This window comes from Sporosarcina sp. P32b (genome assembly GCF_002743335.1).
In the GTDB taxonomy this organism is placed as follows: Bacteria; Bacillota; Bacilli; order Bacillales_A; family Planococcaceae; genus Sporosarcina.
This window is the reverse complement of sequence record NZ_PDZB01000001.1, coordinates 151,974-176,351: the sequence shown is the minus strand read 5'-3', so window position 1 is coordinate 176,351 and position 24,378 is coordinate 151,974. Positions and strand designations below refer to the sequence as shown.

General features: G+C 40.6%; 25 protein-coding genes and 1 pseudogene. All 26 read right to left on the bottom strand.

The annotated features are described in order from the left end of the window. Window positions 1–7: 7 nt before the first annotated feature. The 26 genes and pseudogenes from fliF to ftsY all read right to left on the bottom strand — a co-directional run bounded on the left by fliF (window position 8) and on the right by ftsY (window position 24,366). Window positions 8–1,610, bottom strand: a pseudogene (fliF, locus tag CSV64_RS00850) (flagellar basal-body MS-ring/collar protein FliF). Between the two features lie 61 nt (window positions 1,611–1,671). Then, the gene (gene fliE / locus CSV64_RS00845) at window positions 1,672–1,980 is read right to left on the bottom strand and encodes a flagellar hook-basal body complex protein FliE (protein WP_099633164.1); all 309 of its coding nucleotides are present in this window, start codon (window positions 1,978–1,980) and stop codon (window positions 1,672–1,674) included. 30 nt (window positions 1,981–2,010) lie between these two features. After that, window positions 2,011–2,472, bottom strand: a complete 462-nt coding sequence (gene flgC / locus CSV64_RS00840) for a flagellar basal body rod protein FlgC (RefSeq protein WP_099633163.1) — start codon at window positions 2,470–2,472, stop codon at window positions 2,011–2,013. 2 nt (window positions 2,473–2,474) lie between these two features. After that, complete coding sequence (gene flgB / locus CSV64_RS00835; protein WP_099633162.1) at window positions 2,475–2,864, bottom strand: flagellar basal body rod protein FlgB; 390 nt, start codon at window positions 2,862–2,864, stop codon at window positions 2,475–2,477. A gap of 545 nt (window positions 2,865–3,409) precedes the next feature. Further along, on the bottom strand, window positions 3,410–4,186 hold the full coding sequence (codY, locus tag CSV64_RS00830; protein ID WP_099633161.1) for a GTP-sensing pleiotropic transcriptional regulator CodY: 777 nt from the start codon (window positions 4,184–4,186) through the stop codon (window positions 3,410–3,412). Between the two features lie 86 nt (window positions 4,187–4,272). Then, on the bottom strand, window positions 4,273–5,661 hold the full coding sequence (gene hslU, locus CSV64_RS00825; RefSeq protein WP_099633316.1) for an ATP-dependent protease ATPase subunit HslU: 1,389 nt from the start codon (window positions 5,659–5,661) through the stop codon (window positions 4,273–4,275). Between the two features lie 3 nt (window positions 5,662–5,664). Beyond that, entirely contained in the window at window positions 5,665–6,204 is a 540-nt protein-coding gene (gene hslV / locus CSV64_RS00820; protein ID WP_099633160.1) for an ATP-dependent protease subunit HslV, read from the bottom strand. An 8-nt stretch (window positions 6,205–6,212) separates the two neighbouring features. Continuing rightward, window positions 6,213–7,112 carry a tyrosine recombinase XerC gene (xerC, locus tag CSV64_RS00815; RefSeq protein ID WP_099633159.1) on the bottom strand — a complete coding sequence of 300 codons (900 nt, stop codon included), beginning with the start codon at window positions 7,110–7,112 and terminating at the stop codon, window positions 6,213–6,215. A 388-nt stretch (window positions 7,113–7,500) separates the two neighbouring features. Then, window positions 7,501–8,811: an FADH(2)-oxidizing methylenetetrahydrofolate--tRNA-(uracil(54)-C(5))-methyltransferase TrmFO gene (trmFO, locus tag CSV64_RS00810; protein WP_099633158.1), complete on the bottom strand. Its 1,311-nt coding sequence runs from the start codon at window positions 8,809–8,811 to the stop codon at window positions 7,501–7,503. Window positions 8,812–8,854: 43 nt separating this feature from the next. Next, window positions 8,855–10,930, bottom strand: coding sequence for a type I DNA topoisomerase (gene topA, locus CSV64_RS00805; RefSeq protein WP_099633157.1), 2,076 nt, complete (start codon window positions 10,928–10,930; stop codon window positions 8,855–8,857). A 125-nt stretch (window positions 10,931–11,055) separates the two neighbouring features. Further along, window positions 11,056–11,934 carry a DNA-processing protein DprA gene (dprA, locus tag CSV64_RS00800; protein WP_099633156.1) on the bottom strand — a complete coding sequence of 293 codons (879 nt, stop codon included), beginning with the start codon at window positions 11,932–11,934 and terminating at the stop codon, window positions 11,056–11,058. A 73-nt stretch (window positions 11,935–12,007) separates the two neighbouring features. Then, window positions 12,008–12,910: a succinate--CoA ligase subunit alpha gene (gene sucD / locus CSV64_RS00795; RefSeq protein ID WP_099633155.1), complete on the bottom strand. Its 903-nt coding sequence runs from the start codon at window positions 12,908–12,910 to the stop codon at window positions 12,008–12,010. 18 nt (window positions 12,911–12,928) lie between these two features. Next, window positions 12,929–14,089 (bottom strand): ADP-forming succinate--CoA ligase subunit beta, encoded by a 1,161-nt coding sequence (gene sucC / locus CSV64_RS00790; protein ID WP_099633154.1) that lies wholly within the window; start codon window positions 14,087–14,089, stop codon window positions 12,929–12,931. Window positions 14,090–14,223: 134 nt separating this feature from the next. Further along, on the bottom strand, window positions 14,224–14,511 hold the full coding sequence (locus tag CSV64_RS00785) for an EscU/YscU/HrcU family type III secretion system export apparatus switch protein (protein WP_099633153.1): 288 nt from the start codon (window positions 14,509–14,511) through the stop codon (window positions 14,224–14,226). Further along, entirely contained in the window at window positions 14,508–16,742 is a 2,235-nt protein-coding gene (locus CSV64_RS00780) for a hypothetical protein (RefSeq protein ID WP_099633152.1), read from the bottom strand. The genes CSV64_RS00785 and CSV64_RS00780 overlap by 4 nt, the downstream gene beginning before the upstream one ends. Then, the gene (locus CSV64_RS00775; protein ID WP_099633151.1) at window positions 16,739–17,512 is read right to left on the bottom strand and encodes a ribonuclease HII; all 774 of its coding nucleotides are present in this window, start codon (window positions 17,510–17,512) and stop codon (window positions 16,739–16,741) included. The genes CSV64_RS00780 and CSV64_RS00775 overlap by 4 nt, the downstream gene beginning before the upstream one ends. 115 nt (window positions 17,513–17,627) lie before the next feature. Next, a complete protein-coding gene (gene ylqF / locus CSV64_RS00770) occupies window positions 17,628–18,482 on the bottom strand; it encodes a ribosome biogenesis GTPase YlqF (RefSeq protein ID WP_099633150.1) in 855 nt (284 codons plus the stop codon). Between the two features lie 18 nt (window positions 18,483–18,500). Continuing rightward, window positions 18,501–19,067, bottom strand: coding sequence for a signal peptidase I (lepB, locus tag CSV64_RS00765; RefSeq protein WP_369823470.1), 567 nt, complete (start codon window positions 19,065–19,067; stop codon window positions 18,501–18,503). Between the two features lie 103 nt (window positions 19,068–19,170). Further along, window positions 19,171–19,515 carry a 50S ribosomal protein L19 gene (gene rplS, locus CSV64_RS00760; RefSeq protein WP_085133217.1) on the bottom strand — a complete coding sequence of 115 codons (345 nt, stop codon included), beginning with the start codon at window positions 19,513–19,515 and terminating at the stop codon, window positions 19,171–19,173. Window positions 19,516–19,642: 127 nt separating this feature from the next. Then, window positions 19,643–20,383: a tRNA (guanosine(37)-N1)-methyltransferase TrmD gene (gene trmD, locus CSV64_RS00755; RefSeq protein ID WP_099633148.1), complete on the bottom strand. Its 741-nt coding sequence runs from the start codon at window positions 20,381–20,383 to the stop codon at window positions 19,643–19,645. Next, entirely contained in the window at window positions 20,380–20,895 is a 516-nt protein-coding gene (rimM, locus tag CSV64_RS00750) for a ribosome maturation factor RimM (RefSeq protein WP_099633147.1), read from the bottom strand. The genes trmD and rimM overlap by 4 nt, the downstream gene beginning before the upstream one ends. 76 nt (window positions 20,896–20,971) lie before the next feature. Next, window positions 20,972–21,205, bottom strand: a complete 234-nt coding sequence (locus CSV64_RS00745; RefSeq protein WP_081244337.1) for a KH domain-containing protein — start codon at window positions 21,203–21,205, stop codon at window positions 20,972–20,974. A 15-nt stretch (window positions 21,206–21,220) separates the two neighbouring features. Then, window positions 21,221–21,493 carry a 30S ribosomal protein S16 gene (gene rpsP / locus CSV64_RS00740; RefSeq protein ID WP_029052320.1) on the bottom strand — a complete coding sequence of 91 codons (273 nt, stop codon included), beginning with the start codon at window positions 21,491–21,493 and terminating at the stop codon, window positions 21,221–21,223. A gap of 92 nt (window positions 21,494–21,585) precedes the next feature. Beyond that, window positions 21,586–22,941, bottom strand: coding sequence for a signal recognition particle protein (ffh, locus tag CSV64_RS00735; RefSeq protein ID WP_099633146.1), 1,356 nt, complete (start codon window positions 22,939–22,941; stop codon window positions 21,586–21,588). 12 nt (window positions 22,942–22,953) lie between these two features. Beyond that, the gene (locus tag CSV64_RS00730; protein ID WP_369802859.1) at window positions 22,954–23,280 is read right to left on the bottom strand and encodes a putative DNA-binding protein; all 327 of its coding nucleotides are present in this window, start codon (window positions 23,278–23,280) and stop codon (window positions 22,954–22,956) included. Window positions 23,281–23,343: 63 nt separating this feature from the next. Next, window positions 23,344–24,366 (bottom strand): signal recognition particle-docking protein FtsY, encoded by a 1,023-nt coding sequence (gene ftsY / locus CSV64_RS00725; protein ID WP_099633145.1) that lies wholly within the window; start codon window positions 24,364–24,366, stop codon window positions 23,344–23,346. Window positions 24,367–24,378 lie beyond the last annotated feature (12 nt).

Sequence of the window (24,378 nt, the reverse complement as noted above, 5' to 3'; positions counted from 1 at the left end):
CCCTCCGTTATTCTTTGGCGATCCATGTTCGCAATAGTTTCGCAAACTCTTCAGGTTTTTCTTTAGCCATTTTCTCCAATTGTTTTCTACGCGCTGTCGCTTCTGTCTCTTGTTCCATGTTGATGTCATCGATTTGTACTGAATCTAATTGAGTCTGAGCTTGTTCCAACGCCAGCTCTTCTTCCATTTCTGCTTCATTGCGTCTCTTACGCAAGAACAGCACAACTAAAACAATAATTGCAAGTAGCAATACACCGCCAATCACATATACCCACCATGGAATGAATGTCTTAGTATCTTCAAACGCGATGTTTTTCCCCTTTAATGGTTGAACTGAAACTGCTATTTTCTCAGCCAGTATTTCCTCTGTTAATTCTCCAGCTACTTCTGTATCCAATGAAGTACGTACTATCGTCTCTAAAATACGTTCAACATCCTGTCGTACTTCAGGCTCCAATGAGGTTGGATCATCAGCAGTAGGGGGTTCAATCATCACTTGGATACCGATATTACTAATTTTGTATGGGCTCTCTACTATATCTTTTCTAATTCTATTTACTTCATTATTAATTGTTTCTTCTAGACGCTCGTAATCTCCGTCTCCACCTTCACCTTCAACATAGGTAGTCCGATTATCAGTCGGATCTTCCCCTTCAGGTGTACCGCCTACTGCCGGATTGGTACCTGAGAATGATTCAGTTATCCTTTGCACGCTCAGTGCAATACCTTCCATGTTTTCAGGATCCACCGGTGTCACAAGATTCTCTTCACGTTGCTCTTTTTTAAAGTCGATATCTGTCGTAACGGATACAACTACTTTGTCTTGCCCCATCAACGTACCGAGCATCATTTGAACCTGTCGTTGCAAGTCGCGCTCAATGGTCTTTTTCACACCCATTTGATCCGTCACACTAGCTCCGTAAGAATCTCCTGCATCTTTTAGATCAAAGTACTCAAAATATTGGTTTTGAATGACGATATTCTCATTAGATAGGTTAGGCAAGCTTTTTGATACTAGATTATAAAGTGATGTGATTTGTTGTTCAGAAAAGCTTTGTCCGGGATTTGTCTTCAACATAATCGCTGCACTAGCTTCCGATGTCGTGTCATTTACGAAAATTCCCTCTGTCGGTAAAGTAAGCATTACTTTTGCATCCTTAATACCTTCTATACCCTTTATTAGATTAGCTAATTCTGTTTGCATTGCAGCAAGCTTAATCATATTAAATTCATTATCCGTAGTACCAAACCCGGCATTATCCGAGAAGAATGAATAATCGATTAGACCCGAATCTGGGAAACCTTCTGCCGCTAGTGATACACGTAAATTATCCAGTTGTTTTTCAGGCACTGAAATTGCAGTACCACCCGGTTCCACTAAATATGGCACTCCCTGTCCATCTAGGACTTCTTTTATCCGTCCAATTTCAGAAGGTGACACTTCTGAATAGAGCGTTACATATGTAGTACGGGACATAGTCATTGTTAAAAAAAACCGCCAGTGCTATTATGCCCGCCGCTGTCGTTATATATATAATCTTTTGATTTTTTGTCCGACTTCCCCAGAAAGCTTTGAGATCGGCTCTGAGCTTTGTCAATCTTTCTTTCATTCTAATCCCCCGGTCAGCCTCACTAGGCCAGATTCCACTTGTGCCCAGTGCTCTCTATCTGTTAGACAGGCATTCTAATGATTTCTTGGTATGCTTCTACTACTTTATTTCGCATTTCTACTGTTGCATTTAATGCAATACTCGCTTTTTGTGCCGAAATCATCACATTGTGTAAATCGACATCTTCACCTTTAGCAAGCTTCGCTGTCATAGTATCTGAGACCTTTTGCGTGTTGTCTACCTGATGAATTGCGTCGTTCAACATTGCCGAGAAATTCTGTTGAGCTTCAAAAGGTGTTCGCTGTGCTTTCACTTCGGGTTGCTGCATCGTCATTGCAGGCATAGCACCTGTAATAGATTGTATAGCCATCTAGTTCACTCCTATTTGAATACTACTATATTATCTTCCGATCTCCAGCGCTTTCATAAGCATAGATTTATTTGCATTCAACGCAGTTACATTCGCTTCATACGATCTCGTTGCAGACATTAAATCAATCATTTCGCGCAATGGGTCAATATTTGGCATCTCTACATAACCTTCTTCATTCGCATCAGGATGAGAGGGATCAAATACCAATTTGAACGGAGTCTCCCGATCTTCTTTCACACGTGTTACGGCCACACCATTTCCCGCATTACCATGTGAGTGAACACCTCTTGCTGCTTGCAAGAATGAAGAGAACTGACCTTCCTTCGGTTGTAAAGTGACTGTTTTTCTTCTATACGGCTCCCACTCGCCTTCTACTTGCTTGGCCCGAGTAGAATCAACATTCGCCATATTGGAAGATATGACATCCATACGTAACCGTTGAGCAGTCAATGCAGAAGTCGACGAGTTCAGACTATGAAATATACTCATGATCAACGACCTCCTTTAATAACACTTTGTAATGAATTGAATTTCCCGTTTAATCGTTCTATCAAAGCAGAGTTATAAATTTGATTTGCAGCTAAATCTGCTTGTTCTTTGTCCATATCAACACCATTGCGATCTTGTCGATAACGTAAATTAGATACATCGAATGTTTTACTTGTCGTAGAATGTGTAAAGTCTAAATGCTTCGAGTCGGTTTTGTATGCCTCTATGCCTTTACTTTTCTCATCAGAAAACACTTCTTTAAAATTGACATTTTTAGTTTTATAGTTGGGAGTGTCTACATTCGCTATATTTTGCGAAATTGCTTTACCTTTCGCAGATGAGTAGTCCAATCCTTTTTCAAGCAGGTTGATGGTACCACCATAAATCTCCATCGTTTCCCCACCTTTCCGTAAATTAGTACATTTTTCGCGGTTATTTTAGAATTCTTTATAGTTCATACTAATCTTTAATAATATCTTTAATCAAAAAGGTTATTTCTTATTATTCTACTTTCCTATTGTAGCTGAGACTAATGATTTTTGTCCAATGTTTTCTAAATGATTTTATAGTATAAAGTAACCACTACACGGTATTCAGAGTAGTCTATACATTAACACTAATCACTTAGTCTGATATGAATTTATTTTTAATATAATTAGTAAGTGTGGTTTTTTTATAAAATCGGGTTATTTTATCACAATTTGTCGTATAGTGTAAACGGCTTGCTCTGACAGATGATATGATGCTTCCCAGCTCACCAACACCTTTTATGAATTAATACGGATCTAATTAATATTTCCTACGTAATATATAAAACTGTATATGAGTTCCGCTCTAACATAGAGAAAGTATATAAAAAAAATAAAACACTGAAGGGAATCCGTAATTACGGAAGGCCCTTCAGTGTTTAAACATTATTTTAAATTGATATTTACTATTATGAATTATGCTTTTCAAGCTCTTCTAGGAACTTATCGTTCAATACTTTAATATACGTACCTTTCATTCCTAAAGAACGCGATTCAATAACACCAGCACTTTCAAGTTTACGAAGTGCATTGACGATAACTGAACGTGTAATTCCAACACGGTCAGCAATTTTAGATGCTACAAGCAACCCTTCATTTCCGTCTAACTCTTTGAAGATGTGCTCGATTGCTTCATGCTCACTGTAAGACAATGAGTTGATTGCCATTTGTACAACCGCTTTACTGCGAGCTTCATGTTCAATTTCCTCAGACTTTTCACGTAAGATTTCCATACCGACTACCGTTGCACCATATTCAGCAAGGATTAAATCATCTTCTGTAAATCCTTCTTTTAATCGTGCAAGAATCAAAGTACCCAAGCGCTCGCCACCACCAATGATTGGTACGATCGTAGTTAAACCTTCTTGGAATAGTTCTTTGTTTTCGATAGGAAATACTGTATGTTCGCTCTCGATATCGATATTTGGAGATGTCTCATTAATCTGGAACAAGCGAGTCGTATACTCTTCTGGGAATTTACGATCTTCGAACATCTTCTTCATACGATCATTGTCGATTTGATGGTGGATTTCTAAACCAAGTAATTTACCTTTTCTGCTTACGATAAAAGCATTACAATCGATTACGTCGCTTAGCTCTTCTGCCATCTCTTTAAAGTTAACAGGACCGCCTGCACCTTTTTGTAACATTGCATTGATTTTTCTTGTTTTAACTAATAAACTCATTTCTATTGTTCCTCCTCAAGGATTTCTTCTGACTTTAATGAATATTCTAAAGGTTTTCAATCGTTAAATAAACTATTACGACTTCCTTATAGAATAAAATGTGACAAATCTTTGTTCTTTACAATTCCATCCAGCTTTTCGTCCACATAAGCTGGTGTGATCTTAATAGATGCAGGGCCGATTTCCGCCGCTTCGAATGATAAATCTTCTAGCAACTTTTCCAAAATCGTATGCAATCTTCTAGCACCAATATTTTCTGTTTCATTATTTACTTCGTATGCAATTTCAGCCAGCTTGCTGATCGCTTCGTCTGTAAATTCAATTTCAACTTCTTCTGTCGCAAGAAGGCGTTCATATTGTTTTAATAAAGAAAAATCCGGTTCTCGCAGTATGCGCTCAAAATCATCTTTTGTCAATTTGTCTAATTCTACACGAATCGGGAATCTACCTTGAAGCTCCGGAATAATATCAGATGGCTTCGACATATGGAAGGCTCCAGCAGCAATGAACAAAATATAATCTGTCTTAACAGCCCCGTATTTTGTTGTGACTGTAGAACCTTCGACTATTGGCAAAATATCGCGTTGGACACCTTCGCGAGATACTTCACCAGAAGACTTTTGGTTGCTACTTGCGATTTTATCCATTTCATCAAGGAAAATAATTCCCGCTTGTTCTGTTAATTCAATTCCTTTGCGTGCTACTTCATCTTGATCAATTAACTTATCCGCTTCTTCTGCTTCCAATACGATTCTCGCGTCTTTTACTTTCATGCGACGCTGAACTTTCTTCTTCGGCATGAGTGATGATAAAGCGTCTTGCATGCCTGACATTTGATCCATACCGGACCCTTGCAATGCATCGAATAAAGATGGTTGTTGCGCTTGCACTTCTACCGTCACCATTTTTTCTTCGATTTGACCATTCGCAAGTTGTACAGCTATGTCTGAACGCTTTCGTCTAATTTCGGATTGATCTTCAGTTTGTTCAGGCTCAGGCTGCGTTTTTTGACCGAAAAACATTTCGAAAGGATTTTGACCTTCTGTATTCTTTTTTGCTTCAGGCACTAGTAACTTTACTAAACGTTCTTCCGCAAGCTTTTGAGACTGCTTTTTAACCGCTTCGCGCATATCCTCTTTTACCATGCGTACTCCGACTTCAGTTAAATCGCGAATCATTGACTCAACATCTCTTCCAACATATCCGACTTCCGTAAATTTTGTCGCTTCTACCTTTACGAAAGGTGCATGGATCAGCTTTGCAATCCTTCGTGCAATTTCTGTTTTACCGACACCGGTAGGTCCGATCATCAAAATGTTTTTCGGAATGACTTCTTCTTGTTCTTCAGCAGTCAATTGCATACGACGATAACGATTTCGCATAGCCACTGCAACTGCTTTTTTAGCTTTTTCCTGCCCAATAATATAACGATTTAAATACGCTGTGAGCGCTTTAGGAGTCATTTCTTGCTTCATCACTTAAAGCACCTCCACGATAATATTATGATTGGTGAACACACAAATATCGGCCGCTGTCTCAAGTGAAATTTCAGCTATTTCTTTCGCTGTCAATTCACTGCTATGTTTCTTCAGTGCACGTCCGGCTGCTAGTGCATAATTACCTCCGGAACCAATTGCCAATACTCCGTCATCCGGTTCTATTACTTCACCAGTACCCGAGACAAGTAACAGTGTATTTTCGTCCATAACGAGTAACAACGCTTCTAACTTACGCAGGATTCGATCTCCACGCCATTCTTTAGCAAGTTCAACTGACGCCCGTTGAAGATTTCCATCGTATTCATTGAGTTTCGCTTCAAATAAGTCAAATAGCGTAAATGCATCCGCTACAGAACCAGCAAAACCAGCTAAGACTTTGCCGTTATATAATCTACGGACTTTCTTCGCTGTGTGTTTCATGACGACTGATTCACCCATCGTCACTTGCCCATCACCTGACATAGCACATTGCCCATCATGATGAATAGCAAATATCGTAGTTGCATGAAATTTCATTATAGTTCCTCCTAAGCACGAGGGTGCGTTTGTAAATAAGTCTGGCGTAAATGTTCATTTGTGATATGGGTATAGACCTGAGTTGACGATAGATGACTATGTCCCAGAAGTTCTTGTACGGACCGGAGATCTGCTCCAGCGCCAAGTAAATGAGTCGCAAACGTATGACGGATCATATGTGGCGTTATATTAGTATGCAAGGATGCTTTTTTCATTAAGTCATCTAATACGTAGCGCACACCACGATCTGTTAAAGGATCTCCACGTAGATTGACGAACAATTTTGTATGCTTCTTTTGCTTCATCAATCTTGGACGACTACTGTCTATATAGTGTTGCAAAGCTTCCTCTGCAAAACTCCCGAATGGCACAAAACGTTCTTTTCGTCCTTTACCCATTACTTTCACAATTCCTAAATAATGATCCACATCTTGCACTTCGATTTCTACTAGTTCACCGACCCGGATCCCCGTTGCATAAAGCAACTCGAGTAAAGCACGATCTCGCAAAGAGCGAAAATCTTCTCCCATCGTCACTTCAAAAAGCTTTTCTAGCTCTTGCTCATAGAAAAAAGCAGGAAGGCGTTCTTCTTGCTTCGGATGATACAATAATCGAAATGCTTGATCTTCAATCCCGTATCGCGCATTAATGAATTTAAAAAACGACCGGATAGCTGATATTTTCCTGGAAATGCTTGTTCTCGCATAAGAACGATCATATAGACGTGTAACATACAGTCTAGCTACGGGGTAGTCGACGTCTTCCATTTTCTCTATTCCCTCTTCTTGCAAGAATAATAAAAAATCCCGAAGATCTTTTTCATACTCCGCGACCGTGTAGGATGAGTAGTTTTTCTCTAGACGAATATAGGATACATATTCTTCTGCCAATTGATTTATTTCAGGAATCATTTTATCACCTCGATACGAATTTATCCTCGTACAACGTGCACCTGAAGATTCGAAAGATTATTGATTACATATAGTTCGAAATAAACTATCAAAGCCGAATGTTGTCCCTAAAACACTATACATTAGCAAGGAAATTTGGGCAACTTTGAAAAACTGATTGTTGATCATTTTTAGATATAAGAACTATTTTCGTCACATAACAGTCAAATTGCTTTAATAGCTAAGTAATTTTTCATCATACTGATCATCATTTCTTCCTCAATATAAGACGATATATACATTAGGAAGTTGCATAATGCTACTACAACTAAAAAACTGAAGACAGAACCCCGATTAGATGGAGTTCTGTCTTCAGTACGACCTCAAGTTATTAAAGCAAAGATTTTAGTTATACATTTGTCGTTGATTTAAATTCTTGTATTGCATCCAATGCGCGTGTTGCATGTTTGTTTGCACGTTCGGCTTTCGTTCTATATCTTCTATTCAGCTCAGGGAATAATCCGAAATTGATATTAATTGGCTGGAAGTTATTTGGATCAGCTTCTGTGATATAACGCGCCATGCTGCCAAGTGCGGTTTCTCTCGGAAATCGAACAGGTTTCTCGCTTTTTGCCAATTGTGCTGCATTAATACCAGCAATCAATCCTGATCCCGCTGACTCTACATAACCTTCTACACCTGTTACCTGACCCGCAAACAGAACAGTCGGCTGTGATTTAAGTTGATACGTGCAATTCAAGACTCTAGGTGAGTTGATGAATGTATTACGATGCATCACACCATAGCGCACGATATCCACATTTTCCAATCCAGGTATTAGTTTCAATACTTCTTTTTGTGCTCCCCATTTAAGATGCGTCTGAAATCCTACTAGATTATATAATGTTCCAGCTGCGTTATCCTGCCGTAATTGAATAACCGCTTTTGGTTCTTTTCCTGTTTTAGGATCTTCTAGTCCAACCGGTTTTAACGGACCGAATAACATCGTTTTTACACCGCGCTTCGCCATTTCTTCGATTGGCATACATCCTTCAAAGTAAAGCTCTTTTTCAAAATCCTTTAAAGGAGCCACTTCAGCTGAAGTTAAGGCTTCATAGAAACGCTCGAATTCCTCCGTGTTCATAGGACAGTTTAAATAAGCAGCTTCACCTTTATCATAACGTGATTTCAAATAAACTTTATCCATATCGATGGAATCGGCTTCTACGATGGGAGCTGCGGCATCATAGAAGTATAAATAATCTTCTCCAGTTAGCTGTCGAATTTCTTCAGCTAACGCCGGCGACGTTAGTGGTCCAGATGCGATTACCGTAATTCCTTCCGGTAATTTTGTCACTTCTTCATTAATGACTTCTATATTCGGATGATTCCGGATCTTTTCAGTAACGTTGTCAGCAAATTCATGACGGTCTACTGCAAGCGCACCGCCAGCAGGTACTGCACAATCATCCGCAGCTTGAATAATTAATGAATTGAATTGACGCATCTCTTCTTTGATCACACCTACTGCGTTCGTCAGGTTATTGGCACGCAACGAGTTGCTGCATACTAACTCCGCAAATTTATCTGTATGATGGGCTGGGGTTTGCTTCACGGGACGCATTTCGAATAATTTCACTTGGACTCCTCTATTAGCTAATTGCCAAGCAGCTTCACTTCCAGCTAATCCTGCACCAATCACATTTACAATTTGCGTCATTACAACTACCTCTTTCTCATTATGTTGAATTACTTTTATCACTTTAGCCTTGCGGTTCCTCTTTATAATCACAATCAGTACATTGGATTTGAACACCCTTTTTCAGGCGTTTTTCGACCATTGTGTGCTGACATTTCGGACATGGTCTTGTGATCGGTTTATCCCATGAAACGTAGTCGCATTCAGGATATTGATCACAACCAAAGAAGATTCTCTTCGTTTTACTTTTACGTTCAACGACTTCGCCTTCTTTACACTTTGGACATTTCACGCCAATTGGTTTAATAATGGCTTTTGTATTACGACAGTCCGGGAAATTAGAGCACGCCATGAATTTTCCGTAGCGGCCCATCTTATAAACCATCGGAGAACCACATTTTTCACAATCTTCACCCGCTGGCTCATCTTTAATTTCAATCTTTTCCATTTCGGCATCGGCTACTTCTACGTGCTTTTCGAAATCGCGATAGAAATCATCGATCACTGTACGCCATTCGATTGTGCCTTCCTCCACATGGTCAAGACGCTGCTCCATCTGTCTTGTAAATTCGATATCGATAATATCTGGGAAGTATTGATTAACTGCCTGATGTACGATTCCCCCAAGTTCTGTTGGAATAAACCGCTTGGCATCTAGTGTGACATAGCCACGCTTTTGAATGGTATCAAGTGTGGGTGCATACGTAGAAGGCCTACCTATACCTAGCTCCTCAAGTGTCTTCACTAAACGTGCCTCCGAATACCTTGGTGGCGGTTGTGTGAAATGCTGTTTTGGATCTATGTCTGCATATTTAATTCGCTCGCCTTCTTCAAGCGGCGGTAGTATATTCTCTTTTTCTTCTTGTTGATCATCATTGCCTTCGATATAAACTTTCATAAAGCCTGGGAATTTCACTTGTGATCCCGATGCTCTGAAACGAATATCTCCATTTAAAAAATCAGCAGTTACTGTATCCAAAACCGCTGGCGCCATCTGACTTGCGATGAGACGTTCCCAGATCAGTTTATATAGACGATGTTGGTCTCTCGTTAAGAACGCTTTCATTGCATCTGGTGGTCGCATAGCTGAAGTCGGTCTTACTGCTTCATGCGCATCTTGTGTCTTCGCTTTAGCTTTCGCTTTTTTCGTACTAGTTGAAATATACTCTTCACCATACATCGTATGGATGAATGATTTCACTTCTTCTTTTGCGGTATCAGAAATCCTCGTCGAATCGGTACGCATATACGTAATCAAACCGACTGTACCTTCTTTTCCAATCGCAATTCCTTCATATAATTGTTGTGCAAGCATCATCGTCTTCCTCGCGCGGAAGTTCAGCTTACGTGCTGCCTCTTGCTGAAGGGATGATGTTGTAAACGGCAATGCCGGATTACGTTTACGTTCTTTCTTCACTACTTTGGATACTTCGAATTCGTCCGGTTTTATTGAGTTGACTATTTTTTCCACTTGTTCCTGATTCGTCAGTTTCACTTTTTCTGAAGCATCGCCATAAAATTGTGCTTCAAAAGTTTTATCACCTTTAGTGAATTGTGAAGTGATGGACCAGTACTCTTCTGGTTCAAATGCATTGATTTCATTTTCCCGGTCGATGATCAAACGCAAAGCCACTGATTGCACACGCCCTGCGGATAATCCCTTCTTAACTTTCTTCCAAAGGATCGGACTGATGTTATAGCCTACTAATCTATCCAAAATCCTTCTGGCTTGTTGCGCGTCTACTAAATCCATATCAATAGGTCGTGGATGTTTAAATGATTCTTTGATTGCTTCTTTTGTAATTTCATTGAATACTACGCGACAATCTGATTCGATATCTACACCTAATTGATGTGATAAATGCCAAGCTATTGCTTCCCCTTCACGATCCGGGTCAGCCGCGAGAAAAATTTTCTTCGCTTTTTTTGCTTCTTTTTTTAAATCTTGAAGTATCGGTCCTTTTCCTCGAATCGTAATATACTTCGGTTCATAGTTATTTTCGGTATCTACACCCATTTGACTGCGGGGTAAATCACGTAAATGACCAAGTGATGCACTAACTTTATACTTTTTTCCTAAGTAACGTTCAATCGTTTTCGCTTTAGCAGGCGATTCCACTATTACTAAGTAATCTGCCATATCGTTCCCTCCTCAGAGAGATTTCTTTATATTTATTCAGCAAAAGAATATCTGTTGCAAAATGTATAACAGTTTTCAGGATAATGCAACCTTTTAAACATCTGCCAAAAAGAGGTTATGCCGGTTTATAGTAAAGAATCAACAATCTGATAACCACTCCACAACGGCTTGGCTCCTTCATCCAACAGCTTATTTGGACCCGCTGAAAGAGGGGAATCTATAGCACCAGGTACTGCAAATATTTCTTTTCCATGATCAAGAGCATGCTCCACTGTACTCATCGTTCCGCTTCTTTCGACAGATTCTGTAATGACTAGCGCGCTAGACAAACCACTGATAATTCGATTGCGCATAGGAAATGTCCATTTTGCTGGCGGAAAGTATGGTGGATACTCCGTCACGAGTAAATGATTTTTCGCCATTTCTTCAGCTATTTTTTGATTCTTTTTTGGATACATATGTGAGAACCCATGACCTAGTACGCCAATTGTTTCCCCGCCATATTCGATAGCCGCTTGATGAGCCATCGTGTCCGCTCCATCTGCTAAGCCTGAAACAATTGGGATTTGATGATCGACGAGCGGTGGCACAATAAATTCCAGCGCCATTTTGGAATAGCTTGTAGCTTTACGAGAGCCAATGATCCCTACACGAAGTTGCTTTTTCAACAAAACCTCATTCCCTTTAGTATAAAGAACCGCAGGAGGATCACATAATTGTCTTAATTCACTAGGATAATTCGAATGAAAATAAGTAATGGGGGTTACACCGTTTTCCTTCAGCATTTCTACTATCGGAAAACAAGATATCTCATTAAATTTCACTGAAAACTGTTCCAATCTTTCTATCGGTATATTAAAAATCCGCGACCATTGCAGAGCTGAATAAGAATGTAAATCTTCTAATGAAGGGTTTTCCTTCAAAAGCCTTGTAAAACGATTAAAAGGTACGGGATGGATATATTGTATGTTCAGTAATTGTAGTTGCTGATGGGTATATAGCATCGAATTCTCCTCCGTTCGACACTACAAGCATGAGCACGAAAAAAGGAGTAGCAATTAAGCTACTCCTTTCAGTTTACTTTGTTTTACATTTCTCGTATAGTCCTTTTTCTTTCAGAACTTTAATTAATGTTTCACCTATGACTGAAGGTGTCTCCGCAACTTGAACGTCAGCTGCTTGTAGAGCTTTGATTTTATCTGCAGCTGTCCCTTTACCACCGGAAATTATAGCACCTGCGTGTCCCATACGCTTACCTTCAGGTGCAGTTTGACCGCCGATAAAGCCTACTACAGGCTTCGTCATATTTTCTTTAATCCAAGTGGCTGCTTCTTCTTCTGCAGTACCACCAATTTCACCGATCATGACTACTGCATATGTTTCTGGATCTTCGTTGAATGCTTTCAAGACATCGATAAAGTTCGTACCATTTACCGGGTCTCCACCAATTCCGACAGCTGTAGTTTGACCAATGCCTTCTTGAGTTAACTGGTGAACCGCTTCATAAGTTAATGTACCTGAACGAGAAACTACGCCCACGTGCCCTTTTGTATGAATATAGCCTGGCATGATACCAATTTTCGTCTCGTCTGCCGTAATAACACCCGGACAGTTCGGACCAATCAATCGCGTCTCTTTGCCTTCCATATAACGTTTCACTTTAATCATATCAAGGACAGGAATATGTTCTGTAATACAGATTACCATTTCTAGTCCTGCGTCAACGCCTTCCATAATTGCGTCTGCTGCATATGGTGCAGGTACATAAATAATGGAAACTGTTGCGCCTGTTTCTTTTACTGCTTCTTCCACAGTGTCAAATACCGGCACGCCTTCCGCCGTCTGACCGCCTTTACCAGGCGTTACGCCAGCGACAATTTTCGTACCATATTCCAACATTTGCTGTGTATGGAACAGGGCAGTGGAACCTGTAATTCCTTGTACAATGACTTTTGTATCTTTATTCACATAAATACTCATGATTTGTACCTGCCTTTCTTATCCTATCAACTCAACGATTTTTTTCGCGCCTTCTGCCATGGAATCCGCTGCAACGATATTAATACCGGATTCTTTCAGCAAGGCTTTCCCGCGTTCTACATTCGTTCCTTCAAGACGTACAACAAGTGGTACTTGAAGACCAACTTCTTTAGCTGCTTCAATGACACCTTCAGCAATTACGTCACATTTCATGATTCCACCAAAGATATTGACAAAAATACCTTTAACTTTTGGATCGGATAAAATGATTTTGAAAGCGGCAGCAACTTTTTCTTTCTTTGCACCGCCCCCAACGTCCAAGAAGTTAGCGGGTTCTCCGCCGTAGAAATGGATCGTATCCATTGTAGCCATCGCTAAACCGGCTCCATTTACCATACAACCAATATTTCCATCAAGGGAAATATAGCTTAGGTCATACTTGGATGCTTCAATTTCTTTCGGATCCTCTTCATCAAAGTCGCGTAATTCCATAATGTCCTTATGACGGAATGTAGCATTGTCGTCAAAGTTGAATTTCGCATCCAACGCAAGTACTCGTTGATCTTTTGTAACAACAAGTGGATTAATTTCAACGATAGATGCATCTTTTTCGCTGAACACTTTATATAAACCTAGGAAAAAGCTTACTGCTTTATTAATTAAATTGCTAGGAATTTCCATATTAAACGCCATACGACGCGCTTGGAAAGGAACCAATCCAACTACTGGGTCGATTACTTCATAGAAAATCTTTTCAGGGCTATGTTCTGCCACTTCTTCGATTTCCACGCCGCCTTCTGCAGATCCCATCAATGTTACACGATCTGTTGCCCGGTCAACGACAAGACCAATATAAAATTCTTTTTCGATATCAATTCCTTCTTCAACAAGAAGACGCTTTACTTCTTGTCCTTTAGGACCTGTTTGGTGTGTAACGAGTTGCTTACCGATTAAATCAGCTGCCACTGCGCGCACTTCGTCAAGAGTTTTCACAATCTTGACTCCGCCTGCTTTACCTCGTCCACCTGCATGGATTTGGGCCTTTACCACGATAGGTACTGTCCCAATTTCTTTTGCCACTGCCATTGCGTCTTTCGGTGAAAACGCGACACGGCCTTTTGAAACAGCCACTCCATAATCTCTTAATAGCTGCTTCCCTTGATATTCATGGATGTTCATACGTACTGCCTCCATTCGATTTACAATTGCTTGAAGTTCAACTACTGCTTTATTGTAATCAAACCGTCACACTTTGTCCAAGAATCGCTATTGCAAAACAAAATTCTTTAATTTTCAACAATTTAAACTCCCTCTTATTTCATCTTACTTTTTTCACGATCTAAACGATATATATAAGCGAATACTTCCGATACAGCTTGATATAGTTCTTCTGGTATTGTTTCATTGACATTTAATTGACCAAGTAACTCCAGCAGACTTGGATCTTCTTGCACAGGAATAGCATGTTCTTTCGCACGTTCCAGAATATTCTCCGCTATTTTCCCTTTACCTTTGGCTATTACTTTCGGAGCATCTGATACTTCAGGGTCATAGGACAGTGCAATGGCTTCTTTTCTAGTAAATCGTTGTTGTTCTTTCATATCCTGTAATCTACTCCTCCCTCATCTAATTGGAAGGTGCTGACCGTTTTTTTGATATCGTGCTGTTTTTCTGTGAATGGTTTGAAAGTAACACCAGAAAGTTTGTAGCCAACTCCTTCTAGGCCATCCTTTAATACATCTTGAAAGAGTGGTCCAGTCGTTTTTAGAGATGGTAAATCATTAAAAACCGTTAAGTTTACAACTTTGTTTTGCACATGCATATCAACCAATGTTGTCGATAGTGATTCCAAGTCTAAATAAAACAATATCCGCGCAAACGCCGGATCGATTTTCCCATTTTCCTTCATCCGACTATTCCATTGCAGCGTAGCATCGATTTTCTTACCGAATAGTTCAAGTGGTAGTTGCATAATCAGCTGTTGTTGTGTGCCTGTATCCCCTGATTGGAGTAAAGTCCCATTCATGCGAAGCACCATTGTCTCTGCTGCATCACGTAATGCGGGTGAAAGCGATGGGTCCTGAAGCATGGCTAGTAATTGTGGTTTTAATGTACTTGCCAAATTGGCTGCATCAGATTCTTTTCCTCCAAGCATTGCTTCATAATTCACTCCTAATGTACTGAATACGTGTTGGATAGTCTCTTTCATGGCAGCTCCGTTCATCGTCTGTGATGCTTGAGCTTCAGCTGTATGGATGAGTTGTTTCACTTGATTATTCCCTGATTTTTCAGCCGTTTGCATCAATGCCCGAAGTACCTCATCCACTTTCTCAGGCGGTACTAAGAGCGACGGAACTGACTGTTGTACCTCTTTCATGATAGTTTGTTGCTGTAATGGCACAACGGCTGTTTCTTGCTTGCTCGCTTGTTGCACCAATGTTTGACTAAGTTGTTCGACTAGCATTGTTTTTGCACCATCTGTCATTGGTTGCTGAGCAAATTGATTCAATACATTTTGTAATGCATTTTTCATTGATTCAGGTAAAGCTGGATTACTACTCAGCTGTTGGGTCAAATGCTGTACGTTTATTTTAATTGCTTCTTGGTTTGCTACTGGCAATTGGCTTATTTGACCAATTGCTGTATGGACCGATTGCATGGTAGCTGGGGTAACTACAGCTTGTTGCGCTATGCTAGTTAGTCCCGATGTCGCGGTTGTTTGTGTTGCGATAGCTTGAGCTTGGATAAACACTTTACTAAATTGTTCAACCACAGTAGCTTTAGAACGATCCGTCAGCGGTTGTTCGGTCAACTGATTAATTACAGTCTGCAACGCATTTTTTACAGGTTCCAAAAGCGCTGTGTTCGGTAATTGTTGTGTAATATTTTTCACAATCGCTTTTATTGTTTGGTGATTTGCGGCCGGTGTTTGACCCAGTTGACTTAATAAAGAGTGGATGGTTTTACTAGCATCTGCTTGATTCGTTATGCTACTTGTAGCACTAGCAGGTTGCATACTCGCTTTAGTGACCAGGTCAGCCAGTACTTGAGGCAAATTGGCCAACGATGTTCGAGCTGGCAGTATATCAGCATTTTTTAATAAGCGCAGTACTTCAAACCGATCCGCTTTACTCGTTTGTGGATTTAGCAATTGAGATACACTTTGACTAAGCAGTTCCTTCCCTATCACCCGGCTCATAGGGGAAGTCAGAGATTGCATCGTCGTTAGAAGCTGCTCACGCATCGTTGGAGGAAGATTAGGCTCATTTTGGATGGTAGCTAGTAACGTCGTCATTTGCTGCGCAATCGTGCCTGTCTGAGCTTGTAGAAGCGATTGAAATATAACTGGCGTGAAAGGTAGTTTTGCTTCAGCGATTTTACCAAGCGTAGCAAGTGCCTCAGCTTTCATTCCATCTGGTAACGATTTCAGAAGTTGGACAGCCTCAAGCATATTTTCTTTTGTCATAGGAATTTTTTGCTTAATCATCGTCACGAGTATATCTTTCATTTCTTGTGATTTAGGTACATGCAGTGAATCCATTAACTGGGTTAATTGAGCCGACTGACCTTCTCCACCACGCATTGGACCGGAAACAACCTGCAACTGCAATTCAGGTTCAGTGCCATTGACTTTGAAGTAATAATGATCTCCCGCTTGCATGGGTACTTCCAATTTAGCAAACAACTGTTGATTTCCAACTTGAACTTGCGCCATTTGACCAGGAAATAATTGTGTGATCTTTCCATGTATCATTTGTCCTTCTTTTAGAGATAGCGGCTGAGTTTCCGTAGCAGTTTTTGCAAATGAAGCAGATAATGAATGTAAATTCATTGTCGATCCCTCCACATCGTTTTGATCGGCTCGAATGATTTGCGATGGTGTTCGGAAAATCCATGCGTTTCAAGTCCTTGTAAATGTTTCGCAGTTCCATATCCTGCATTTTCATTAAATGCATACCAAGGAAACTCCTCATGCAATTCATTCATCAGTTCATCACGTGTAGTCTTGGCTAATATAGAAGCAGCTGCGATAGTTAAGCTTTTTTCATCTCCTTTTATAATGGAATAACACGGGCAAACTGTTTGCAAATTCATGGCATCTGCTAAAACCGCATGTGGCGCAATCTCAAGTTCACTTATAGCTACTTCCATTGATTGCTTTGTTGCCTGGTATATATTCAATTCATCTATTACTTTAGCAGGCTGCACGTGTATGGCGTACGCCACAGCCTGTTCCTTAATTAGTCGAGCAAATTCCTGCCTCTTCTCCTTGGAAACTTTTTTCGAGTCGTCCAATCCGATAAGGGCCGAACAATCTTCAGGTAGTATAACCGCAGCTGTAACTACCGGTCCCGCCAGAGGTCCTCTCCCAGCTTCGTCAATTCCAGCGACTAACAAAACTCTTGAGGATCTATAGGAATCATCAAACGCTATTTTCTTTTGAAATTCTTGAATAAGTGCTTGTTTTTTAGTATATCGAGTGCGCCATTGAATAATTGCTTGCTGGACACCCTTTCTAGTGTCGTTTTCAAGTTCTGTAAGCCAATCATTTGGTTCTTGTAACTCTAGTAATTGTTTTTTTATTTGCTGTATCGTTGTCAATTTCTTCACCTGTCCATCTAAAATATGTTTGTCTACGTATTATATCGGTTTCCATATGGTTTTTTCGACAAAAAAGCAACGGTTCGGAAACAGAGTTCCAAGCCGTTGCTTCTAGTCATTCGAATTCTTCAGGAAAATCGAATGTTAATTTACCTACTTGCTGGTCGCGGATGTCTTGTACGATCATTTCTGCTACTTTGTCATAATCGATTTCTCCGCCTACTGTATATACTTTTCGACGTTCGCCGATTTTATCGAACAACGATTGGATATTGTCACCCACTGTTGTCATTTCATAGCGCTGTGCCAGTCTATCAGGATAATGCGACTCCAAAAACCGAAGTCCATATACTGCAAGCTCCTCCATATTCAATACGGAGTCTTTAATTGCCCCCGTTAGAGCTAATTTATAACCTACTTGTTGATCTTCAAATTTCGGCCAAAGCACTCCCGGCGTGTCCAGAAGTTCTAATTCTTTCTCGAATTTGATCCATTGTTGCGCTTTCGTTACGCCTGGCTTATTTCCTGTTTTAGCGATATTTTTCTTAGCTAATCGGTTAATCAACGTAGATTTACCAACGTTTGGAATGCCGACAATCATGGCGCGAATTGCCCCAGGACGTATGCCTCGCTGCTTCATGCGATCATACTTCGGCTGCAAAATTTCTTTAGCAGCCCTGGTGACTGTTTGGAGACCTTTACCTTCAAATGAATTAATAGCAACTGTACGTAAGCCTTGCTTTTCAAAGTAGGTAATCCAGCGTTTAGTTTGTATTTCATCCGCTAAGTCCATCTTATTCAAAATCAGCAATCTCGGTTTCTGTTGCGTGACTTCGTCTATCATAGGATTACGTGATGAAAGTGGCAATCTAGCATCAATTAATTCAAATACTATATCAACTAATTTTAACTTTTCTGAGACTTCTCGTCTCGCTTTCGCCATATGGCCCGGAAACCATTGAATAGTCATTCGAATCGTCTCCTTTCGTTATTTCACAAGACCGAAATCTTTAATCGGCCAGAATACTACACTCGTACTACCGATGACTTCATCGATTGATACGGCTCCAATATGTCTAGAATCTTTACTTTTCCGACGGTTATCACCCATAACAAATATGTGATCTTCCGGAACTGTTTGCGCATCGATTTGCGGCACATCTTGCAGTGTGAAATCTTCCGTCAGTGTGCCATCCTGTACTTCAGATTTGTATTGTTCGAGATACGGTTCTTCATACGCTTCATCATTTACATAAAGGACATCATCTTTATACTCCACTGTATCTCCTGGCAGACCAATTACACGTTTAATATAATCTTTCTGCTCAGGTGCATGGAATACTACGATGTCAAAACGATGAGGTTCACCTATCGTATAGCCGATTTTATTAACGATCATGCGGTCACCATGTTCCAACGTTGGCATCATGGAAATACCATCAACGACGATGGGTGTGAATAAAAAGATACGAATAATGGCGGCTAATCCAAACGCTATTAATAATGCTTTAATCCATTCTAGTCCTTCACTTCTCGTTTTTTTCTCTTCCATCAATCCAGCCTCCTGCCCTGTCTGTTATTATTGTACAGCCAATTGTCTTTCTGAGCAAAAAGAAAGGAGGCCAAGTGCAAGGCCCCCTTCGTTTCTGTTTATCTTATTAGCGGAGTTCTTTGATACGTGCTGCTTTACCACGTAGTTTACGTAGGTAGTACAACTTCGCACGACGAACTTTACCGCGACGAGTCACTTCAATTTGAGCTAGCTTAGGCGTGTGTAATGGGAATGTACGCTCCACTCCAACACCGTTTGAAATTTTACGCACAGTGAAAGTTTCGCTGATTCCGCCACCGCGACGTTTGATAACAATACCTTCGAATAACTGGATACGCTCACGAGTTCCCTCGATGATCTTCACGTGCAAGCGAAGTGTATCGCCAGGACGGAATGAAGGGTGTTCAGTGCGTAACTGATCTTTTGTAATATCTGCAATTAGTTTTTGCATATTTTTTCTCTCCTTCTTTTCTGATGCTCTTGCACGTTTTGCTTTGCAGCGGAACAACAGTAAAATAGGCGCTCTTAAAAAGCGCTTTATAAATCATAGCACACGCCTGTTAACGAATCAAGCAAATTTAGTCTCTTTTTTGTTTCCATTGCTGATAGAGTTTTTTTTGATAATCTGTTAACGGCGCTTCTTGCAATAATTCAGGACGGCGTTGTGCCGTGCGAATGAATGCCTGCTCTTCTCTCCACTTATCAATCTCGGCATGATTGCCCGACAACAGCACAGAAGGCACCTCAAGGCCGTTGAACGTAGCAGGTCGAGTGTATTGTGGATGTTCCAACATACCCGTCGAAAACGAATCGTGGACAGCCGACTGGTCGTTACCTAGAACGTCAGGAAGTAATCGCACAACACTATCAATGATCGCCATAGAAGCCACTTCTCCACCAGTTAATACAAAGTCACCGAGTGAGATTTCATCCGTAACCAAATATTCACGAATTCTCTCATCGTATCCTTCATAGTGACCACAGATGAAAACTAGATGCTGCTCTTTCGCAAGTTCTTCTGCTTTCTTCTGCGTGAATCGTTCGCCTTGCGGACACATGAGGATAACGCGAGGCTTACCATTACTAGTGTTAGTGACGGCTTCGACAGCCGCAAAGAGTGGTTCGGGTTTTAATACCATTCCCGCACCGCCTCCGTACGGATAATCATCCACTTTTCTATGTTTGTTTGTCGAAAAGTCACGAAAGTCTGTGACTTTAAACGATGCAGCTTGTTGTTCTTGCGCTTTTTTCATGATGGAAGAATGAAGTACACCCTCAAACATCTCTGGGAACAAAGAGAGAACGTCGATTTTCATCATGAAAGTAATCCGTCCATCAATTCAATTTTGATAATCTGCTCATCAATATCGATATCCTTTACAACATCTTCGATATAGGGAATATAATGCGGCTTGCCTTCAGTAGGCGTTACTTCCCATACATCATTGGCACCCGTTTCGATAATTTCTGTAACCGTACCGATTTCTTCACCTGTTTCTGTAATCACACGGCAGCCAATGATTTCATGATAATAAAATTCATTTTCCCCGAGTTCTGTCAATTCTTTCTCCGATACCTTGATCACACCGTCGCGAAACTTCTCGACGTCATTAATATTCGGATATCCTTCGAACATTAGTAAATCAAAGTTTTTATGCTTACGATGACTGATCACTTTGACAAACGTAGGTGCTTTGCTTTTCGGCATGAAGATCGCGAGCTCACTTCCCACTTCATATCGTTCATCTGGAAAATCTGTTTTGGACATTACGCGAACTTCACCTTTAATACCATGCGTATTCACAATCGTGCCTACATTAAACCATTCCATTATTTCGCCTCCATTATATGACTAAAAGTATTTATTCGTGCAAAAAAGGAAGGAACCGAGGCTCCTTCCTTTTGGATCAATCCAAGATATCCAAATACACTTTTTTGCCGTGGTGGCTGCCTGCTGCTGAGTAAACAATCGTACGGATCGCTTTTGCCACACGACCTTGCTTCCCGATCACTTTACCCATATCCTCCGCATTCACTGATAACTGATAAACGACTCGTTGAGACTGTTCTTCAGATACCACTTTCACGTCGTCCGGGTAATCGACTAACGGTTTTACAATTGTTTCAATCAGCTGCTTCATGTCCACCCCTCCAAATTACTTGCTGTATTTAGCGTTATGGAATTTTTCCATGATACCTTGTTCTGAGAACAAGTTACGAACTGTATCAGATGGTTTAGCTCCATCTTGAAGCCATTTCAAAGCCAATTCTTCGTTGATTTCAACTGTTGCTGGCTTTGTAAGCGGGTTGTATGTACCAACCTGATCGATTTGACGGCCGTCACGTGGTGCACGTGCATCAGCTACTACAATACGATAAAAAGGAGATCTCTTAGCTCCCATACGTTTTAGACGAATTTTAACTGCCATTATTATCTACACCTCCGAATAGTTTCACACAAGATAGTATATTACCAAGTTTTTATTTGTTTGTAAAGGGTTTTTTCTTAACACCCTCTATTTTATTTAAAAAACGCATCAAAACCAGGCATTTTACCTTTCTTCTTACCTTTTTGTTGCATGTTGGTCATTTGCTTAACCATTTTCTTCATTTCCTCAAACTGCTTCAGCAAACGGTTGACTTCCTGTGTGGAAGTTCCAGACCCTGTAGCAATTCTTTTTTTACGGCTCGCATTAATAATTTCTGGGTTTTCCCGTTCAGCAAGCGTCATAGAATAAATGACTGCTTCTACACGACCCATCTGACTCTCATCCACTTTAGCATTGTCGAGTCCTTTGATTTTGTTTGCACCCGGCATCATTTTCAAAATTTCGTCGAGTGGTCCCATCTTCTTTACTTGTTGCATTTGATCGAGAAAGTCATCAAGTGTAAAGCTTTGAGTGCGCAATTTCTGCTCTAACTCTTTCGCTTTATCCTCATCCACATTTTCCTGTGCTTTTTCAATCAAAGACATGACATCGCCCATACCAAGAATCCGTGATGCCATACGCTCTGGATGGAATGGTTCGAGTGCATCCATCTTCTCACCCATACCAACAAATTTTATTGGTTTTTCAGTAACGGTACGAATCGATAACGCCGCACCACCACGTGTATCCCCATCAAGTTTTGTCAGGATGACGCCAGTGATTCCTATTGTATCATCGAAACTTTTGGCAACGTTGACTGCATCTTGACCTGTCATCGCGTCCACTACGAGGAAGACTTCATCAGGATTAGTCAACTCACGAATATCTTTCAATTCTTGCATGAGTGCTTCATCCACATGGAGTCGACCCGCTGTATCAATGATTACAACGTCATTATGCTCACGTTCTGCCTCTTCCATCGCTTTGCGAGCAATTTCAACAGGTGATTGATCAGTTCCCATAGAAAATACAGGTACCGTGATCTGTTTACCTAATGTTTCGAGTTGTTGGATCGCTGCCGGACGATAAATATCCGCCGCCACAAGCAGAGGTTTCTTATTATGTTTTTTACGTAAAACTGTGGCCAATTTACCAGTAGTTGTCGTTTTACCAGCACCTTGCAAGCCTACCATCATGATGACCGTAGGCGATTTACGCGCGAACTGAATAGGGTTTTGTTCTCCACCCATTAGATTCGTTAATTCGTCTTTTACGATTTTCACCACTTGCTGACCAGGCGTCAAACTCTTCATTACATCCTGACCTACTGAGCGCTCGCTGACCGTCTTGACAAATTGTTTAACGACTTTCAAGTTAACGTCTGCCTCAATTAGTGCAAAACGCACTTCACGCATCATTTCTTTTACGTCAGCTTCGTTGATTTTACCTTTGCCTGTAATTTTATTCATGGTTCCTTGCAGGCGTTCGGCTAGACCTTCAAATGCCATAGACAATCCCCCCTATTCAAAGTCTTTTAAGGTATGTAGCAATTTCATGAAGCGATTTGAATTTTCAGTAGGCGCCATTTCTTCTAGCAACTCTACAATTTCAAGTCGACCTTCATGCTTTTCGAACAGATTGAGTTTCTTCTCGTAATCTTCGAGCATAGCCTCAGTCCGTTTCACATTGTCGTACACTGCCTGTCTCGATACGCCATATTGCTCAGCAATTTCACCGAGAGAAAGATCATCTAAATAATATAATTGCATATATAAACGTTGTTTGTCAGTTAATAATGATTGATAAAAATCAAAGAGGAAGTTCACTCTTGTCGTTTTTTCAAGCAAGATCACGACCTCCTTCAGTCACTATTATATAATATCGTGCACACGTATTGCTGTCAAGTACTTTTACTTGTCTTCTTCAGTTTCGGTTTCAATTTCTTCTGCTTCTTCCATTTCTAATCCGTTCGCAAATAACCCATAGACATATTTCTCTGGGTCGAAAGGTTGTAAGTCATCGATACCTTCACCAAGACCGACAAACTTCACGGGGATATCGAGCTTATTACGAATTGCCAGTACAATGCCGCCTTTTGCTGTACCATCTAGTTTTGTCAATACAATACCTGTTACGTTCGTCACTTCGTTAAATGTTTGCGCTTGGATTAATGCGTTCTGACCAGTCGTCGCATCCAAAGCTAACAATACTTCATGAGGAGCGTCTTCAATTTCACGACCAATGATGCGATGTACTTTTTCAAGCTCATTCATCAAGTTTACTTTATTTTGTAAGCGGCCCGCTGTATCACAAATTAAAACATCTACGTTACGCTTCTTAGCTGCTTTCACTGCGTCAAAAATAACGGCAGCCGGATCTGAACCTTCCGCTTGACGGACAACCTCTACACCAGTACGCTCTCCCCAGACAACAAGCTGTTCAATGGCGCCTGCGCGGAATGTATCCCCAGCAGCAAGCATAACGGTTTTCCCTTCATTTTTAAGGCGGGCAGCCATTTTACCGATCGTTGTCGTCTTCCCCACACCGTTCACGCCAACCATCAATATTACGTTCAGTCTACCTTCTTCGATATTCAACTCACTAGAAACTACTTCGCCTGAATTATAGATTTCTACAAGTTTCTCTGAAATCAATGACTGCATACCAGTCGTGTTTTTAATGTTCTTGCGTTGGACTTCTTCTTTCAGCAAATCAATCAGTTCCATAACGGTTTCAAAACCGACATCCGCTTGAAGTAATACTTCTTCCAGTTCTTCGAAGAATTCTTCATCAACCACACGGAATCTAAATACTAAATCGTTCACTTTCGATGTAAATGAATCGCGTGTCTTCGTCAGTCCATCTTTAAACTTCTCTGCTACCACTTCATTCGTCCCTGATATTTTATCTTTTATCTTCTTAAAGAAAGACATTCATTTCACTCC

What these genes read in the sequence shown, in the direction of transcription:
- rpsP (WP_029052320.1), bottom strand. Translation starts at nt 21,493, where the DNA reads ATGGCAGTTAAAATTCGTCTAAAACGTATGGGAGCTAAGAGATCTCCT.
- sucC (WP_099633154.1), bottom strand. Translation starts at nt 14,089, where the DNA reads ATGAACATCCATGAATATCAAGGGAAGCAGCTATTAAGAGATTATGGA.
- codY (WP_099633161.1), bottom strand. Translation starts at nt 4,186, where the DNA reads ATGAGTTTATTAGTTAAAACAAGAAAAATCAATGCAATGTTACAAAAA.
- trmD (WP_099633148.1), bottom strand. Translation starts at nt 20,383, where the DNA reads ATGATGAAAATCGACGTTCTCTCTTTGTTCCCAGAGATGTTTGAGGGT.
- fliE (WP_099633164.1), bottom strand. Translation starts at nt 1,980, where the DNA reads ATGGCTATACAATCTATTACAGGTGCTATGCCTGCAATGACGATGCAG.
- rplS (WP_085133217.1), bottom strand. Translation starts at nt 19,515, where the DNA reads ATGCAAAAACTAATTGCAGATATTACAAAAGATCAGTTACGCACTGAA.
- dprA (WP_099633156.1), bottom strand. Translation starts at nt 11,934, where the DNA reads ATGCTATATACCCATCAGCAACTACAATTACTGAACATACAATATATC.
- ffh (WP_099633146.1), bottom strand. Translation starts at nt 22,941, where the DNA reads ATGGCATTTGAAGGTCTAGCCGAACGCCTGCAAGGAACCATGAATAAA.
- CSV64_RS00785 (WP_099633153.1), bottom strand. Translation starts at nt 14,511, where the DNA reads ATGAAAGAACAACAACGATTTACTAGAAAAGAAGCCATTGCACTGTCC.
- flgB (WP_099633162.1), bottom strand. Translation starts at nt 2,864, where the DNA reads ATGGAGATTTATGGTGGTACCATCAACCTGCTTGAAAAAGGATTGGAC.
- xerC (WP_099633159.1), bottom strand. Translation starts at nt 7,112, where the DNA reads ATGATTCCTGAAATAAATCAATTGGCAGAAGAATATGTATCCTATATT.
- CSV64_RS00780 (WP_099633152.1), bottom strand. Translation starts at nt 16,742, where the DNA reads ATGAATTTACATTCATTATCTGCTTCATTTGCAAAAACTGCTACGGAA.
- trmFO (WP_099633158.1), bottom strand. Translation starts at nt 8,811, where the DNA reads ATGACGCAAATTGTAAATGTGATTGGTGCAGGATTAGCTGGAAGTGAA.
- hslU (WP_099633316.1), bottom strand. Translation starts at nt 5,661, where the DNA reads ATGAAGCAAGAAATGACTCCTAAAGCGCTCACAGCGTATTTAAATCGT.
- topA (WP_099633157.1), bottom strand. Translation starts at nt 10,930, where the DNA reads ATGGCAGATTACTTAGTAATAGTGGAATCGCCTGCTAAAGCGAAAACG.
- rimM (WP_099633147.1), bottom strand. Translation starts at nt 20,895, where the DNA reads ATGGAATGGTTTAATGTAGGCACGATTGTGAATACGCATGGTATTAAA.
- flgC (WP_099633163.1), bottom strand. Translation starts at nt 2,472, where the DNA reads ATGAGTATATTTCATAGTCTGAACTCGTCGACTTCTGCATTGACTGCT.
- ftsY (WP_099633145.1), bottom strand. Translation starts at nt 24,366, where the DNA reads ATGTCTTTCTTTAAGAAGATAAAAGATAAAATATCAGGGACGAATGAA.
- sucD (WP_099633155.1), bottom strand. Translation starts at nt 12,910, where the DNA reads ATGAGTATTTATGTGAATAAAGATACAAAAGTCATTGTACAAGGAATT.
- CSV64_RS00745 (WP_081244337.1), bottom strand. Translation starts at nt 21,205, where the DNA reads ATGAAGCAGCTGATTGAAACAATTGTAAAACCGTTAGTCGATTACCCG.
- ylqF (WP_099633150.1), bottom strand. Translation starts at nt 18,482, where the DNA reads ATGACTATTCAATGGTTTCCGGGCCATATGGCGAAAGCGAGACGAGAA.